This window comes from Mycobacterium sp. AZCC_0083 (genome assembly GCF_014202335.1).
Classification (GTDB): Bacteria; Actinomycetota; Actinomycetes; order Mycobacteriales; family Mycobacteriaceae; genus Mycobacterium.
Map to the genome: position 1 here is coordinate 219,931 of NZ_JACHGP010000014.1, position 14,878 is coordinate 234,808.

Below are 14,878 nucleotides of genomic sequence, written 5' to 3' on the forward strand. Positions count from 1 at the left end.
CCCGATCTGTCGAATCCGAACAGAACGGGCGTCGGTTTGCGTTTAGGGGAAGGAGGTCGTGATGACGGATGCAACACCAAGAATTGATGCGCTGCTGGCAGAGCATGCCGACTTGGAGCGCCAGCTCGCCGACCCGAACCTGCACGCTGACGCTGGGGCGGCCCGCAAGGTCGGCCGCCGATTCGCCAAGATCGCGCCGATCGTGACGACCCAGCGCAAGCTGGAGGCTGCCCGCGGCGACCTGGAGGCCGCTCGCGAGTTGGCCGCCGATGACGAATCGTTCGCCGCGGAGGTGCCCGAACTCGAGGCGAGTGTCGAGAAACTGAGCACCCAGCTCGCCGACCTCCTTGCACCGCGCGACCCGCACGATGGCGACGACGTCGTCCTCGAGGTCAAGTCCGGCGAGGGTGGCGAGGAATCGGCGCTGTTCGCCTCCGACCTGGCCCGGATGTACATCCGGTACGCGGAGCGCCATGGCTGGACCGTGACCGTGCTCGACGAGACGTTCTCCGACCTCGGCGGCTACAAGGACGCCACGATCACCATCGCCAGCAAGGGCGACTCCGCCGACGGCGTGTGGTCACGGCTGAAGTTCGAGGGCGGTGTGCACCGGGTACAGCGGGTGCCCGTCACGGAATCCCAAGGGCGCGTGCACACGTCGGCGGCGGGCGTGCTCATCTACCCGGAACCCGAGGACGTGGAGGCGGTACAGATCGACGAGTCCGATCTGCGGATCGACGTCTACCGTTCGTCCGGCAAGGGTGGGCAGGGCGTCAACACCACCGACTCCGCAGTCCGCATTACCCATCTGCCCACGGGCATCGTCGTCACCTGCCAGAACGAGCGCTCCCAGCTGCAGAACAAGGCGCGTGCCATGGTGGTGCTGGCCGCCAGGTTGCAGGCGCTGGCGGAGGAGCAGGCGTCGGCCGACGCATCGGCCGACCGGGCCAGCCAGATCCGCACCGTGGACCGCAGCGAGCGCATCCGCACGTACAACTTTCCGGAGAACCGGATCGCCGATCACCGGATCAACTTCAAGGCGCACAACCTCGATCAGGTGCTCGACGGTGAGCTCGACGCGCTCTTCGATGCGCTGGCCGCCGCCGACAAGCAGTCCAGGCTGCAGCAGGCATGACGCGGCTGCGTCGGGCGATCGCCGATGCGACTGGCACGCTTGCCGCGGCGGGCGTCGGCACCCCTCGGGTCGACGCCGAGCAGCTCGCGGCATACATCGCGGGCATCGACCGCGGCCGGCTTGCATTCCACGAACCCGACGAACCGTTCTTCGGCCGGTACCGCGACGTGATCGACGCCCGCGCCCGACGGATCCCGTTGCAGCATCTGACGTCGAGTGCGGCGTTCGGACCCGTGACCGTGGCCGTCGGTCCTGGCGTCTTCATACCGCGGCCCGAGACCGAGTCCCTGCTGGAATGGGCGCTTGCGCAACCGCTTCCAGCCCAACCCTTGATCGTGGATCTGTGCACGGGATCCGGCGCCCTTGCCGTCGCATTGGCCCACGATCGGCCCGGCGCCAGGATCATCGCCGTCGACGACTCCGCCGACGCTCTGGCGTACGCGCGGCGCAACAGTGCCGCCACCACGATCGAACTCATCGAGGCTGACGTCACCGCGCCCGGTCTGCTGTCCCAGCACGACGGTACGGTCGACCTGATCGTGGTCAACCCGCCCTACATTCCCGACGATGCTCAGTTGGATCCCGAAGTGGCCCAACATGATCCGGAGCACGCACTGTTCGCCGGCCCCGACGGCATGCGGGTGATCGGCCCGATCGTCGACCTGGCGGCCCGGCTGCTGCGGCCCGGGGCCTCCATCGGCGTCGAGCACGACGACACCACGGCCGACGCGACGACGGCACTGTTCGATCGGGCCGGTGTGTTCACCGACGCGGTGTCCCGTCCCGACCTCGCGGGGCGCCCCCGCTTCGTGACGGCAACCCGTAGTGGAGTGAGAAGCTAGACGCATGACCGAACTGTTCGACTGCTCCGACCCCGGCCAGCGTCAGGCGGGAATCGCGTCGGCGATCAGTGCGCTCAAGGGCGGTCGCCTGGTCGTGCTGCCCACCGACACCGTCTACGGCATCGGTGCAGACGCCTTCGACGGCACCGCCGTGGCCGCACTGCTGGCCGCCAAGGGCCGCGGCCGCGACATGCCGGTCCCCGTGCTCGTCGGGTCGTGGCACACCATCGACGGACTGGTGTACTCGGTGCCCGACGCCGCAAGGGAACTCATCCAGGCCTTCTGGCCAGGCGCGTTGAGCCTCGTCGTGCGGCAGGCGCCGTCGCTGCAGTGGGATCTCGGCGATGCGTACGGCACCGTCATGCTGCGCATGCCCCTGCACCCCATCGCGATCGAGCTGCTGCGCGAGGTGGGGCCGATGGCGGTGTCGAGTGCCAACATCTCCGGCAGGGCTGCCGCCGTCACCGCCGCCGACGCCCGCGAGCAACTCGCCGACCTGGTCGAGGTGTACCTGGAAGGCGGCACCTCGGTACAGCAGGCCGCCTCCACGATCGTCGACCTCACCGGCGCGCAGCCGAAGGTGCTCCGGGAGGGCCCGGTCACCGCGGCCGCCATCGCCGACGTGCTCGGCATCGAGGCCGAGACGCTCACGGCCTGAACTCAGGTTTGCTGAAGATCCAGGGCACGTACGGACGATGGGGGGCCGGTTCGCCGGCTCAGGGCAATCCGCCACACCCCTCAGCCCATTGACGGCTTCGTGCGTCACAGCTCGGTCAAGTACGGTTCACCGCGTGGTGAGCGATGCGCTGTTCGCGACGGGCACGCTTGCCCTGTCGGATCAAGGCGCGGGTGTGCCGCTGCGCGAGCTCGCCCTCGTCGGCCTGACCGCCGCCATAATCACCTACTTCGCAACCGGGTGGGTGCGGGCACTCGCGACCCGGCTGGGTGCGGTGGCCTATCCACGCGACCGCGACGTGCACACCCAGCCGACGCCACGGATGGGCGGCCTCGCCATGTACGTCGGCGTGGTGACCGCGGTCCTGCTGGCATCCCAGCTGCCCGCGCTGACACGGGGTTTCGTCTATTCGTCGGGCATGCCGGCCGTCGTGGTGGCCGGTGGCCTGATCATGGCGATCGGCCTCATCGACGACAGGTGGGGTCTTGACGCGCTCACGAAGTTCGCGGGCCAGATCACCGCGGCCAGTGTGCTGGTCACCATGGGCGTGGCGTGGAGCGTGCTCTACATCCCGATCGGCGGTGTCGGCACCATCGTGCTCGACCAGGTCACGTCGATCCTGCTGACGCTGGCGCTGACGGTGTCGATCGTCAACGCGATGAACTTCGTCGACGGCCTGGACGGGTTGGCCGCGGGGCTCGGCCTCATCACCGCGGCCGCGATCTGCATCTTCTCCATCGGGCTGCTTCGCGACCACGGCGGCGATGTGCTGTTCTACCCGCCCGCCGTGATCTCGGTGGTGCTCGCAGGCGCGTGTCTCGGCTTCTTGCCGCACAACTTCGACCCCGCCCGCATCTTCATGGGGGACTCCGGCTCGATGCTGATCGGGCTGATGCTCGCGGCGGCGTCGACCACGGCGGCAGGCCCGATCTCACAGGTCTCGTACGGCGCGCGCGACGTGTTCGCGCTGCTGTCGCCGTTCCTTCTGGTGATTGCGGTGCTGTTCGTGCCGGCGCTCGACATGTTGCTGGCGATCGTGCGGCGTACCCGCGCCGGGCGCAGTCCGTTCAGCCCGGACAAGATGCATTTGCACCACCGACTGCTGCAGATCGGCCACTCGCAACGGCGCGCGGTTCTGCTGATCTACATGTGGGTGGGCATCGTCGCGCTTGGCGCGGCGAGCACGATCTTCTTCGATCCCCGATACACCGGCGGGGTCATGTTGGTCGCGATCTTCGTCGCGATCGTCATCACGCTCATCCCGCTGCTTCGGCGGGGCGGAGAGGTACCCAGCGACCTGCCAGACTAGCAAGTACGACAAATAGTAGTAGGCCTTGTTTTAGGCCTACTTCTATGTGGTACCGTGCTGGTAGAACCCGAAAAACCTCGCGGGTTGCCGGCCCCCGGGCCCATCGGTTCATCGACCGATCGGCGCCGAATTACGACCGACAAAGGGAGATTCCCCTTGGGTGAATCCAGCGCGCCCGACGCCCTTCGATACGCTCGTCGGGCACGCACCGGAACTTCGCTCGTCAAAGGGGACGACTTCCGTGAAAACGGGATTGAGGTGAAGCAGTGACGACGCCAGCGCAGGACGCGCCGTTGGTGTTTCCGTCAGTGGCGTTTCGGCCGGTCCGCCTGTTCCTCATCTGCCTGGCGCTGACCGCACTCGCCATCGCGGCCGCCGGATACACCGGCCACATCTTCTTCGGAGTCTTCTTCGGCGTCGGCCTGATCCTGGGTTTGCTCAACGCACTCCTGGTCCGCCGCGCCGTCGAATCGATCACCGCAACGGACCACCCACTCAAGAAGAAGATGGCCGTCAACTCCGCAACGCGGTTGTTGGTCATCACCGTCATCGCCATGACCATCGCGTTCCTCTTCAAGGCACACGGCGGCATCGCGGTGCTCTTCGGTCTCGCGATCTTCCAGGCACTGCTGGTGCTCAGCACCAGCCTGCCCGTAATGAAGAAGATCCGCACCGAAGGTCTGAAAGTCATCGACACGGAATCGAAGGATTGAGCTGACACCAATGACTGAGTCCGTTCTCGCCGAGGGGGCAATCCACGTCGGGCACCACGAAGAGGTGCACTGGCTCGGCCTGACGTTCAACCTCGACACCATCATCGGGACGAGCATCGCGGCGATCGTCGTCATCGCGTTGGCGTTCTTCCTGCGCGCCAAGGTGACTTCCACCGGCGTGCCCGGGGGAGTGCAGCTGTTCTTCGAGGCCATCACCATCCAGATGCGCCAGCAGATCGAGGCTGCCATCGGCATGAAGGTCGCGCCGTTCGTGCTCCCGCTGGCCGTCACGATCTTCGTGTTCGTCCTGGTGTCCAACTGGCTGTCGGTGCTGCCGGTGCAGTTCGCCGGGTCCGACGGGGTGGCCACCGAGCTGGTCAAGCCGCCCGCCTCGGACATCAACTACGTGCTGGCGCTCGCGGTGTTCGTATTCCTCGCCTATCACGCCGCGGGCATCTGGCGTCGCGGCGCCTGGGGCCACGTCAAGAAGGTGGTCAAGGGACACGTCACGTTCATGGCGCCGATCAACATCGTGGAGGAGATCGCCAAGCCGATCTCGTTGTCCCTGCGACTCTTTGGCAATATGTTCGCCGGCGGCATCCTGGTCGGGCTGATCGCGCTGTTCCCCTGGTACATCCAGTGGGCGCCGAACGCCATCTGGAAGACCTTCGATCTCTTCGTCGGTCTGATCCAGGCGTTCATCTTCGCGCTGCTGACCATCCTGTACTTCAGCCAGTCGATGGAACTGGACCACGCGGACGAGAAAGAGCCCCACTAGACCTGCACGACCCGTTTGACCAGAGTCCTGGTGGCACCGCCACCAGCTATCAAGGAGGAAATAGGAATGGATGCAAACGCCCTCATCACGGCGGGTGCGCTGATCGGCGGCGGTCTGATCATGGGTGGCGGCGCGATCGGCGCCGGCATCGGTGACGGCATCGCCGGTAACGCCCTGATCTCCGGCATTGCCCGGCAGCCCGAGGCCCAGGGCCGGCTGTTCACCCCGTTCTTCATCACCGTCGGTCTGGTGGAGGCTGCGTACTTCATCAACCTGGCCTTCATGGCGTTGTTCGTCTTCGCCACGCCGGCCTACTCGGGCTAGTACACCGACAGCATGGGTGAACTGAGCGCAACGATCCTGGCGGCCAGCCAGGCAGCGGAAGAAGGCGGCGGGGGTCAGAGCAACTTCCTGGTTCCCAACGCCACCTTCTTCGTCGTGCTGGCCATCTTCCTGATCGTGCTGGCCGTGATCACGAAGTGGGTTGTGCCACCGGTCAGCAAGGTGCTGGCCGAGCGGGAGGCCATGCTGGCCAAGACCGCTGCGGACAGCCGCAAGTCGGCCGAGCAGGTCGCCGCCGCACAAGCCGATTACGACAAGGCGATGGCCGGCGCGCGCACCGAGGCATCGTCGATCCGCGACGAGGCTCGTACGGCAGGCCGACAGGTGATCGAAGAGAAGCGGGCCGAGGCGAGCGGAGAAGTCGCCGAGACCGTGCAGCAGGCGGACGAGCAGCTGTCCCAACAGGGTTCAGCGGCGCAGTCCGAGCTGGAGACGTCGGTGGACGGGTTGTCGGCAACGCTGGCCAGCCGCATCCTCGGCGTCGACGTGGGCGGTTCGCCCAGGAATGTGAGCCAGTAGATGTCGACCTTCATCGGACAGCTGATCGGCTTCGCCGTCATCGCGTTCATCATCTGGCGCTACGTCGTACCGCCGGTGAAGACCCTGATGCAGAAGCAGCAGGACGCCGTCCGGACTGCGCTGGCCGAAAGTGCCGAAGCAGCCAAGAAACTCGAGGACGCCGACGCCGAGCACGCCAAGTCGCTCGAGAAGGCCAAGGCGGAGTCGACCAAGGTCACCGACGAGGCCAAGCACGACTCCGAGCGGATCGCCGCTCAGCTCGCCGAGCAGGCGGGCGTCGACGCAGAGCGGATCAAGGCCCAAGGCGCCCAGCATGTTCAGCTGATGCGCCAGCAGCTCATCCGGCACCTGCGCCAGGGCCTCGGAGACGAGGCAGTACAGAAGGCTGCGGGCCTGGTGCGCGACCACGTGGCCGATCCCGGCGCGCAGGCCGCGACGGTCGACCGCTTCCTCGACGACCTCGAGCAGATGGCGCCGTCCGAAGCGGTGATCGAAACTGGCGCCACCGCTCGGTTGCGGGCCGCCAGCCGCGACGCGCTCGCCGCTCTCGGCGCTGAGTTCGACAACGTGACCAGCGATTTCGACGCGGACGAGCTGACCAAGCTGGCCGACGAGTTGGCATCGGTTGGCAAGCTGTTGATCACCGAACACGGGTTGGCCAGGCACCTCGCGGAGCCGACCGACGATGCGGCACCCAAGGTCCGCCTCGTCGAGACCCTGCTGTCGGGCAAGGTCGGCGGCCCGACTCTCGACCTCGTACGTACCGCCGTCTCGCAACGGTGGTCGACGGTGTCGAACCTGGTCGACGGCATCGAGCACACCGCCCGTCTGGCACTGCTGAAGCGTGCCGAGGTCGCTGGTGAGGTCGACGAGGTGGAGGATCAGCTCTTCCGATTCGGCCGGGTGCTCGACGCCGAGCCGCGGCTCGTGACACTGCTCAGCGACTACACGACACCCGCCGAGGGTCGAATCGCGTTGCTGAACAAGGTCATCGAGAATTCCGGGATAAACGGTACCGCTGCTGCGCTGCTGACCCAGACCGTCGGACTGCTGCGCGGTGAGCGTGCCGACGAGGCCGTCATCGACCTCGCCGAGCTCGCCGTGTCCCGCAGGGGCGAGGTCGTCGCGCACGTCACCGCGGCTGCGGATCTCACCGACGCCCAACGCAACCGGCTCACCGAGGTGCTCACCCGCATTTACGGACACCCGGTCTCCGTGCAACTGCACATCGATCCGGAACTCCTCGGCGGCCTGTCGATCGCCGTCGGCGACGAGGTGATCGAGGGCGCCATCGCATCCCGCCTGGCTGCCGCACAGACACAGCTGCCGGACTGACTGACCACACGCTCATCCAGAGGACAAGGTAGGAAGACGAAAACATGGCAGAGTTGACAATCTCCGCTACTGATATCGAAGGTGCCATCGAGGACTACGTATCCTCGTTTTCCGCCGATACCGAGCGTGAAGAGATCGGCACCGTCGTAGACGCCGGTGACGGCATCGCCCACGTCGAGGGACTGCCCTCGGTCATGACGCAGGAACTCCTCGAGTTCCCCGGCGGCGTGCTCGGCGTAGCGCTCAACCTCGACGAGCACAGCATCGGCGCGGTGATCCTCGGCGACTTCGAGAAGATCGAACAGGGCCAGCAGGTCAAGCGCACCAACGAGGTTCTGTCGGTGCCGGTCGGCGACGCGTTCCTTGGTCGCGTGGTCAACCCGCTCGGCCAGCCGATCGACGCCCTTGGCGACATCGAGACCGACACCCGGCGTGCCCTGGAACTACAGGCTCCGTCGGTGGTTCAGCGGCAAGGCGTCTCCGAACCCCTGCAGACCGGTATCAAGGCCATCGACTCCATGACGCCGATTGGCCGCGGCCAGCGCCAGCTGATCATCGGCGACCGCAAGACCGGCAAGACCGCGGTCTGCGTCGACACGATCCTCAACCAGCGCGAGGCATGGGCCACCGGTGATCCAAAGCAGCAGGTGCGCTGCGTGTACGTCGCGATCGGTCAGAAGGGCACCACGATCGCGAGCGTCAAGCGCGCTCTCGAGGACGGTGGCGCGATGGAGTACACCACCATCGTCGCGTCACCGGCGTCCGACCCGGCCGGCTTCAAATGGCTTGCGCCCTATACCGGTTCGGCCATCGGACAGCACTGGATGTACGACGGCAAGCACGTCCTCATCGTGTTCGACGACCTCTCCAAGCAGGCCGACGCCTACCGTGCGATCTCGCTGCTGCTGCGCCGCCCGCCGGGCCGCGAAGCCTTCCCCGGCGACGTGTTCTATCTGCACTCGCGTCTGCTGGAGCGCTGCGGCAAGCTGAACGACGAACTCGGCGCAGGTTCGATGACCGGGCTGCCAGTCATCGAGACCAAGGCCAATGACATCTCGGCGTTCATCCCGACCAACGTCATCTCGATCACCGACGGCCAGTGCTTCCTTGAGACCGACCTGTTCAACCAGGGCGTGCGACCGGCCATCAACGTCGGCGTTTCGGTGTCCCGCGTCGGCGGCGCCGCCCAGATCAAGGCAATGAAAGAAGTGGCAGGAAGTCTCCGCTTGGATCTCTCGCAGTACCGCGAGCTGGAAGCCTTCGCCGCGTTCGCCTCTGATCTGGATCCGACGTCGAAGGCGCAGCTTGAGCGTGGTGCGCGGCTGGTGGAGCTGCTCAAGCAGCCTCAGTACAGCCCGCTGTCGGTCGAGGAGCAGGTCGTCGCGATCTTCCTCGGTACCAAGGGGCATCTGGATTCGGTTCCGGTGGAGGACGTCAAGCGTTTCGAGGCCGAGTTCCTCGAGCACGTCAAGGCGAGCCACGACGACATCCTCAAGAACATCAGGGAGAGCAAGAAGCTCCCCGAGGAGGCCGAGGAGAAGCTGGTCGAGGTCGTCAACGACTTCAAGAAGGGCTTCGCCGCCTCCGACGGCAGCTCGGTGGTCGACAACGAGGCTGAGGCCGAGGCGCTCGATCCCGACGACGTCGAGAAGGAATCCGTCAAGATCCGCAAGCCGGCGCCGAAGAAGAAATAGGTAACCGATGGCAGCCACACTGCGAGAGTTACGCGGACGCATCCGCTCGGCTGGGTCGATCAAGAAGATCACCAAGGCCCAAGAGCTGATCGCCACGTCGCGAATCTCCAAGGCGCAGGCCCGGGTTCAGGCGGCTAGGCCCTACTCGGAAGAGATCACGAACATGCTCACCGAGCTGGCGGGTGCCAGCGCGCTGGACCACCCGCTGCTCGTCGAGCGGGAGTCGCCCAAGCGGGCAGGTGTGCTGGTGGTGTCGTCCGACCGTGGTCTCTGTGGCGGCTACAACGCCAACGTCCTGCGTCAGTCCGAGGAGCTCTTCTCGCTGCTGCGGGAAGAGGGCAAGAAACCGGTGGTCTACGCCGTCGGCCGAAAGGCGCTGGGCTACTACAAGTTCCGCGAGCGCGACGTGGCCGAGTCCTGGACGGGATTCTCCGAGCGGCCGACGTACGAGCAAGCCAAGGAGATCGCGGACACCCTGGTCACCACGTTCATGTCCGGGGCCGACGATGGAGGTGACGACCCGGGCGAGGACGGCATCCTTGGTGTGGACGAACTCCACATCGTCTTCACGCAGTTCAAGTCGATGCTGTCCCAAACGGCGGTGACCCTACGGATCGCACCGATGGTGATCGACTACGTCGGCGAGGAGGAGAGCGGCCCTCACACGCTGTTCTCGTTCGAGCCCAACGCGGAAGCGTTGTTCGGCGCCCTGCTGCCGAGGTACGTCGCCACGCGCGTCTATTCGGCACTGCTCGAAGCCGCCGCATCGGAGTCCGCATCGCGCCGTCGCGCCATGAAGGCGGCCACCGACAATGCCGACGACTTGATCAAGGCGCTCACGCTGGAAGCCAACCGCGAACGCCAGGCTCAGATCACCCAAGAAATCAGCGAGATCGTCGGCGGCGCCAACGCGCTCGCCGACGCCAAATAGGCCCCGTAGGAAGCGAAGAGGAAATGACTGCAACCGCAGAGAAGACCGCAGGCCGGGTCGTCCGCATCACGGGCCCCGTCGTCGACATCGAGTTCCCGCGTGGTTCCGTACCGGAGCTGTTCAACGCGCTGCACGCCGAGATCACCTACGAGCAGATGGCCAAGACGCTGACCCTCGAGGTCGCCCAGCACCTCGGCGACAACCTGGTGCGCACCATCTCCATGCAGCCCACCGACGGTCTGGTCCGTGGCGTCGAGGTCACCGACACCGGTAAGTCGATCTCGGTGCCCGTCGGCGACGGCGTCAAGGGACACGTGTTCAACGCCCTCGGCGACTGCCTCGACGAGCCTGGCTACGGCAAGGACTTCGACCACTGGTCGATCCACCGCAAGCCGCCGCCGTTCGCGGAGCTCGAGCCCCGCACCGAGATGCTGGAGACTGGCCTCAAGGTCGTCGACCTGCTGACCCCGTACGTGCGCGGCGGCAAGATCGCCCTGTTCGGCGGTGCCGGCGTCGGCAAGACGGTGCTCATCCAGGAGATGATCAACCGCATCGCCCGCAACTTCGGTGGTACCTCGGTGTTCGCAGGCGTGGGGGAGCGCACCCGTGAGGGCAACGACCTTTGGGTCGAGCTCGCCGACGCCAACGTCCTCAAGGACACCGCCCTGGTGTTCGGTCAGATGGACGAGCCGCCAGGCACCCGTATGCGTGTCGCACTGTCGGCGCTGACCATGGCGGAGTACTTCCGCGACGAGCAGAACCAGGACGTGTTGTTGTTCATCGACAACATCTTCCGATTCACGCAGGCCGGTTCCGAGGTTTCGACGCTGCTCGGCCGCATGCCGTCGGCGGTGGGTTACCAGCCGACGCTGGCCGACGAGATGGGAGAGCTGCAGGAGCGGATCACGTCGACCCGCGGCCACTCGATCACCTCGATGCAGGCCGTTTACGTGCCCGCCGACGACTACACGGACCCCGCGCCCGCGACGACGTTCGCGCACCTCGACGCCACCACGGAGCTTTCGCGTGCGGTGTTCTCGAAGGGCATCTTCCCGGCCGTGGACCCGCTGGCGTCGAGCTCGACCATCCTGGACCCGGCCGTGGTCGGTGACGAGCACTACCGCGTCGCCCAGGAAGTCATCCGAGTCCTGCAGCGGTACAAGGACCTTCAGGACATCATTGCCATCCTCGGTGTCGATGAGTTGTCCGAGGAGGACAAGCAGTTGGTCAACCGGGCGCGTCGCATCGAGCGCTTCCTGAGCCAGAACATGATGGCCGCCGAGCAGTTCACCGGTCAGCCAGGTTCGACGGTTCCGCTCAAGGAGACCATCGAGGCGTTCGACAAGCTGACGAAGGGTGAGTTCGACCACCTGCCCGAGCAGGCGTTCTTCCTCATCGGCGGGCTCGACGACCTGGCCAAGAAGGCCGAGACCTTCGGCGCGAAGCTGTGATGAGCGCTTGCGCGAAGAACCAACGGGTGGAGCTGGTGGCTCCAACTCGAAAGGCGGTGTGTCATGGCTGAAATGCACGTCGAGATCGTCGCCGTCGAACGCGAGCTGTGGTCGGGTGAGGCGACGTTCGTGTTCACCCGCACCACGGCGGGCGAGATCGGCATCATGGCGCACCACATTCCGTTGGTGGCGCAGCTGGTCGACGACGCAATGGTCCGGGTCGAGCGCGAGGGCGAGGACGACCTTCGCATCGCCGTCGACGGAGGCTTCCTGTCGGTGACCGATGAAGCCGTCCGGATTCTGGTCGAGAATGCCGAATTGGAGTCGGAGATCAACGCCGACGCCGCCAAGCGAGACTCCGAGTCCGATGACGAGCGGACCGCAGCATGGGGCCGGGCGCGGTTGCGTGCCCTAGGCCAGATCGACTGACAGCCGATGAGCGCGTCCATGTTGGTCATGGCCGCGCTGGTCGGTGTGCTGCTGCTCGTCGTCGTCGCGCTGTCCTACCGGCTGTGGAAGTTGCGTCAGGTGGGCGGTACGGCGGCGATCCTGCGTGACGTTCCCGCCGTGGGCGGCCACGGTTGGCGCCACGGTGTGATGCGTTACCGCGGTGGGGAAGCGGGCTTCTATCGGTTGTCGAGCCTGCGTTGGTGGCCCGACCGCCGGCTCTCCCGCCGAGGCCTCGAGGTCGTATCGCGACGTTCTCCGCGTGGCGACGAATTCGACATCATGACCCATGAGATCGTGGTGTTGGAGCTGCGCGACACAAGTCCGGAACGGCGACGCGGTTACGAGATCGCCTTGGACCGTGGGGCGTTGACGGCGTTCACCTCTTGGGTGGAGTCGCGGCCGTCGCCCCGCGCGCGTCGGCGCTCGTACTAGCCGCCCGGCTTCCAGAGCACGTCGCCCTCGGGGTTGGCCACCCGCGAAAGTATGAAGAGCAAGTCCGACAGTCGATTCAGATACTTTGCGGGCAGCACGTTGATCGAATCACCGTGTTGGTCGATGGCCCGCCACGCGGAGCGTTCCGCCCGCCGCGACACCGTGCGGGCAACGTGCAGCAGCGCGGACAGCGCCGTACCTCCGGGCAGTACGAACGAATTGAGGGCCGGCAGTGGCTCGTTGAACTCGTCGCACCACGCCTCAAGCCGGTCGACGTAGTCCTGGCCGACCCGCAGCGGCGGATGCTCGGGGTTCTCGACCACCGGTGTCGACAGGTCGGCGCCTGCGTCGAACAGATCGTTCTGAATCTGGCGCAGCACTTGCAGAATGCGCTCGTTCGGCTGCCCCAGGGCCACCGCAACGCCGATGGCGGCGTTGGTCTCGTCACAGTCCGCGTAGGCCTCGAGCCGCGCGTCGTTCTTCGACACCCGGCTGAAGTCGCTTAGTCCGGTGGTCCCATCGTCGCCGGTACGGGTATAGATGCGGGTCAGGTGGACTGCCATGGGTCAAACCGTACCCGGGACACCCGCTCGCGAGACTGACACTGACCCCGGCGCTGTTTACACTGACCGGCGTGAGCGAGCGATTCGTGGTGACCGGCGGCGCCCGGTTATCTGGCGAAGTAGCCGTCGGGGGAGCCAAGAACAGTGTGTTGAAGCTGATGGCCGCGACGCTATTGGCCGAGGGCACCAGCACCATCACAAACTGTCCTGACATCCTCGACGTTCCCCTGATGGCGGAGGTGCTGCGAGGACTCGGGGCGACCGTCGAACTCGATGGTGCGACGGTGCGGATCACGTCGCCGGACGAGCCGAAGTACGACGCCGACTTCGCCGCGGTGCGTCAGTTCCGCGCGTCGGTGTGCGTGCTGGGGCCGCTGGTCGGCCGCTGCAAGAAGGCCAAGGTCGCCTTGCCGGGGGGTGACGCGATCGGGTCGCGTCCACTCGACATGCACCAGGCTGGCCTGCGGCAACTGGGCGCCCGATGCAACATCGAACACGGCTGCGTGGTGGCGGAGGCCGACCATCTGCGGGGTGCGGAGATTCAGCTCGAGTTCCCGTCGGTCGGGGCCACGGAGAACATTCTGATGGCCGCCGTACTCGCCGAGGGCGTGACCACGATTCACAACGCGGCGCGCGAGCCCGACGTCGTCGATCTGTGCGAGATGCTCAATCAGATGGGCGCCAAGATCGAGGGCGCCGGCATGAACACGATGACGATCACCGGCGTCGATCGGCTGTATCCGACCGACCATCGGGTCATCGGCGACAGGATCGTCGCCGCCACCTGGGGTATCGCCGCGGCGATGACGCGAGGTGACATCTCGGTGACGGGGGTCGACCCTCAGCACCTGCAGCTGGTGCTCCACAAGCTGCACGACGCCGGCGCCACCGTCACGCAGCACGACAACGGGTTCCGCATCGTCCAGTACGAGCGGCCCAAGGCGATCAACGTCGCGACCTTGCCGTTTCCCGGCTTCCCAACGGACCTGCAGCCGATGGCGATCGGGCTGGCCTGCATCGCCGACGGCACGTCGATGATCACCGAGAACGTGTTCGAGGCGCGGTTCCGCTTCGTCGAGGAGATGATCCGACTCGGCGCCGACGCGCGGACGGACGGACACCACGCCGTAATTCGTGGCATGCCCCAATTGTCGAGCGCACCGGTGTGGGCATCGGACATCCGTGCAGGTGCGGGGTTGGTTCTGGCCGGCTTGGTTGCCGACGGAGACACCGAGGTCCACGACGTTTTTCACATTGATCGGGGCTACCCGCTATTCGTCGAGAACCTGGCGATTTTGGGAGCGGAGATCGAGAGGGTAGGGTCTATCTAGTACCCACGGCCGCAGCCGCAAGGTTGCAGGACGGGGTTTGACTACTCCCTCTGGATGTATTACAGTAGTGGGGTTGCCTGAAAACCGGAAAGATTCGGCTAACGGCGCGTGTTGTTTGAGAACTCAATAGTGTGTTTGGTGGTTTTTGTTTGTTGTTTTGCTGTGTCTCTTTTTTCTCGTTTAGGGGGCATGGTTTTGTTTTTTTGATGCCAGTTTGTTTGGTGTCTTTTGTTGGATCAGGTTTTCTCTGATTGTGAATTCTGCCTGAGCTTTGGCTTGGGGGTTTTTGTTTGGAGAGTTTGATTCTGGCTCAGGACGAACGCTGGCGGCGTGCTTAACACATGCAAGTCGAACGGAAAGGCCCTTCGGGGTACTCG

16 protein-coding genes and 1 rRNA gene are annotated in these 14,878 nt (G+C 65.6%); 16 read left to right on the forward strand and 1 reads right to left on the reverse strand.

Annotated elements, in window-relative coordinates; translation table 11 throughout:
- Positions 1-61 precede the first annotated feature (61 nt).
- From prfA to HNP02_RS30805, 14 genes are all read left to right on the forward strand, one after another.
- Positions 62-1,135: a peptide chain release factor 1 gene (prfA, locus tag HNP02_RS30740; RefSeq protein WP_184444408.1), complete on the forward strand. Its 1,074-nt coding sequence runs from the start codon at positions 62-64 to the stop codon at positions 1,133-1,135.
- Positions 1,132-1,977: a peptide chain release factor N(5)-glutamine methyltransferase gene (gene prmC / locus HNP02_RS30745; protein ID WP_184444409.1), complete on the forward strand. Its 846-nt coding sequence runs from the start codon at positions 1,132-1,134 to the stop codon at positions 1,975-1,977. The genes prfA and prmC overlap by 4 nt, the downstream gene beginning before the upstream one ends.
- Positions 1,978-1,981: 4 nt before the next feature.
- Positions 1,982-2,635 (forward strand): L-threonylcarbamoyladenylate synthase, encoded by a 654-nt coding sequence (locus HNP02_RS30750; protein ID WP_184444410.1) that lies wholly within the window; start codon positions 1,982-1,984, stop codon positions 2,633-2,635.
- Positions 2,636-2,768: 133 nt separating this feature from the next.
- Positions 2,769-3,962, forward strand: a complete 1,194-nt coding sequence (locus HNP02_RS30755) for a glycosyltransferase family 4 protein (RefSeq protein WP_184444411.1) — start codon at positions 2,769-2,771, stop codon at positions 3,960-3,962.
- A 266-nt stretch (positions 3,963-4,228) separates the two neighbouring features.
- On the forward strand, positions 4,229-4,675 hold the full coding sequence (locus tag HNP02_RS30760; protein WP_184444412.1) for an ATP synthase subunit I: 447 nt from the start codon (positions 4,229-4,231) through the stop codon (positions 4,673-4,675).
- 10 nt (positions 4,676-4,685) lie between these two features.
- The gene (atpB, locus tag HNP02_RS30765) at positions 4,686-5,453 is read left to right on the forward strand and encodes a F0F1 ATP synthase subunit A (protein ID WP_184444413.1); all 768 of its coding nucleotides are present in this window, start codon (positions 4,686-4,688) and stop codon (positions 5,451-5,453) included.
- Positions 5,454-5,519: 66 nt separating this feature from the next.
- Entirely contained in the window at positions 5,520-5,777 is a 258-nt protein-coding gene (locus tag HNP02_RS30770; protein WP_036395845.1) for a F0F1 ATP synthase subunit C, read from the forward strand.
- A 12-nt stretch (positions 5,778-5,789) separates the two neighbouring features.
- Positions 5,790-6,314, forward strand: a complete 525-nt coding sequence (locus HNP02_RS30775) for a F0F1 ATP synthase subunit B (protein WP_184444414.1) — start codon at positions 5,790-5,792, stop codon at positions 6,312-6,314.
- Positions 6,315-7,649 carry a F0F1 ATP synthase subunit B/delta gene (locus HNP02_RS30780; RefSeq protein ID WP_184444415.1) on the forward strand — a complete coding sequence of 445 codons (1,335 nt, stop codon included), beginning with the start codon at positions 6,315-6,317 and terminating at the stop codon, positions 7,647-7,649.
- Between the two features lie 44 nt (positions 7,650-7,693).
- Positions 7,694-9,343: a F0F1 ATP synthase subunit alpha gene (gene atpA / locus HNP02_RS30785; RefSeq protein ID WP_184444416.1), complete on the forward strand. Its 1,650-nt coding sequence runs from the start codon at positions 7,694-7,696 to the stop codon at positions 9,341-9,343.
- Positions 9,344-9,350: 7 nt separating this feature from the next.
- On the forward strand, positions 9,351-10,274 hold the full coding sequence (locus tag HNP02_RS30790) for a F0F1 ATP synthase subunit gamma (protein ID WP_184444417.1): 924 nt from the start codon (positions 9,351-9,353) through the stop codon (positions 10,272-10,274).
- Between the two features lie 23 nt (positions 10,275-10,297).
- Entirely contained in the window at positions 10,298-11,725 is a 1,428-nt protein-coding gene (gene atpD / locus HNP02_RS30795) for a F0F1 ATP synthase subunit beta (RefSeq protein WP_184444418.1), read from the forward strand.
- 63 nt (positions 11,726-11,788) lie between these two features.
- Positions 11,789-12,154 (forward strand): F0F1 ATP synthase subunit epsilon, encoded by a 366-nt coding sequence (locus tag HNP02_RS30800; protein ID WP_184444419.1) that lies wholly within the window; start codon positions 11,789-11,791, stop codon positions 12,152-12,154.
- Between the two features lie 6 nt (positions 12,155-12,160).
- Positions 12,161-12,607 carry a DUF2550 domain-containing protein gene (locus HNP02_RS30805; RefSeq protein ID WP_184444420.1) on the forward strand — a complete coding sequence of 149 codons (447 nt, stop codon included), beginning with the start codon at positions 12,161-12,163 and terminating at the stop codon, positions 12,605-12,607.
- Here HNP02_RS30805 and HNP02_RS30810 read toward each other — a convergent pair.
- On the reverse strand, positions 12,604-13,170 hold the full coding sequence (locus tag HNP02_RS30810) for a cob(I)yrinic acid a,c-diamide adenosyltransferase (protein WP_184444421.1): 567 nt from the start codon (positions 13,168-13,170) through the stop codon (positions 12,604-12,606). The two genes, HNP02_RS30805 and HNP02_RS30810, sit on opposite strands and share 4 nt — an antisense overlap.
- Positions 13,171-13,241: 71 nt before the next feature.
- Between HNP02_RS30810 and murA the strand changes: the two genes are divergently transcribed.
- Together murA and HNP02_RS30820 are read left to right on the forward strand one after the other, a co-directional pair.
- The gene (murA, locus tag HNP02_RS30815) at positions 13,242-14,501 is read left to right on the forward strand and encodes a UDP-N-acetylglucosamine 1-carboxyvinyltransferase (RefSeq protein ID WP_184444422.1); all 1,260 of its coding nucleotides are present in this window, start codon (positions 13,242-13,244) and stop codon (positions 14,499-14,501) included.
- A gap of 287 nt (positions 14,502-14,788) precedes the next feature.
- Positions 14,789-14,878 (forward strand): 16S ribosomal RNA (locus tag HNP02_RS30820); the annotation flags it as partial.

Coding starts and splice junctions, on each gene's coding strand:
- HNP02_RS30810 (WP_184444421.1), bottom strand. CDS start 13,170: ATGGCAGTCCACCTGACCCGCATCTATACCCGTACCGGCGACGATGGG.
- prmC (WP_184444409.1), top strand. CDS start 1,132: ATGACGCGGCTGCGTCGGGCGATCGCCGATGCGACTGGCACGCTTGCC.
- HNP02_RS30790 (WP_184444417.1), top strand. CDS start 9,351: ATGGCAGCCACACTGCGAGAGTTACGCGGACGCATCCGCTCGGCTGGG.
- HNP02_RS30800 (WP_184444419.1), top strand. CDS start 11,789: ATGGCTGAAATGCACGTCGAGATCGTCGCCGTCGAACGCGAGCTGTGG.
- HNP02_RS30780 (WP_184444415.1), top strand. CDS start 6,315: ATGTCGACCTTCATCGGACAGCTGATCGGCTTCGCCGTCATCGCGTTC.
- HNP02_RS30775 (WP_184444414.1), top strand. CDS start 5,790: ATGGGTGAACTGAGCGCAACGATCCTGGCGGCCAGCCAGGCAGCGGAA.
- atpB (WP_184444413.1), top strand. CDS start 4,686: ATGACTGAGTCCGTTCTCGCCGAGGGGGCAATCCACGTCGGGCACCAC.
- HNP02_RS30805 (WP_184444420.1), top strand. CDS start 12,161: ATGAGCGCGTCCATGTTGGTCATGGCCGCGCTGGTCGGTGTGCTGCTG.
- atpD (WP_184444418.1), top strand. CDS start 10,298: ATGACTGCAACCGCAGAGAAGACCGCAGGCCGGGTCGTCCGCATCACG.
- HNP02_RS30770 (WP_036395845.1), top strand. CDS start 5,520: ATGGATGCAAACGCCCTCATCACGGCGGGTGCGCTGATCGGCGGCGGT.
- atpA (WP_184444416.1), top strand. CDS start 7,694: ATGGCAGAGTTGACAATCTCCGCTACTGATATCGAAGGTGCCATCGAG.
- prfA (WP_184444408.1), top strand. CDS start 62: ATGACGGATGCAACACCAAGAATTGATGCGCTGCTGGCAGAGCATGCC.
- HNP02_RS30750 (WP_184444410.1), top strand. CDS start 1,982: ATGACCGAACTGTTCGACTGCTCCGACCCCGGCCAGCGTCAGGCGGGA.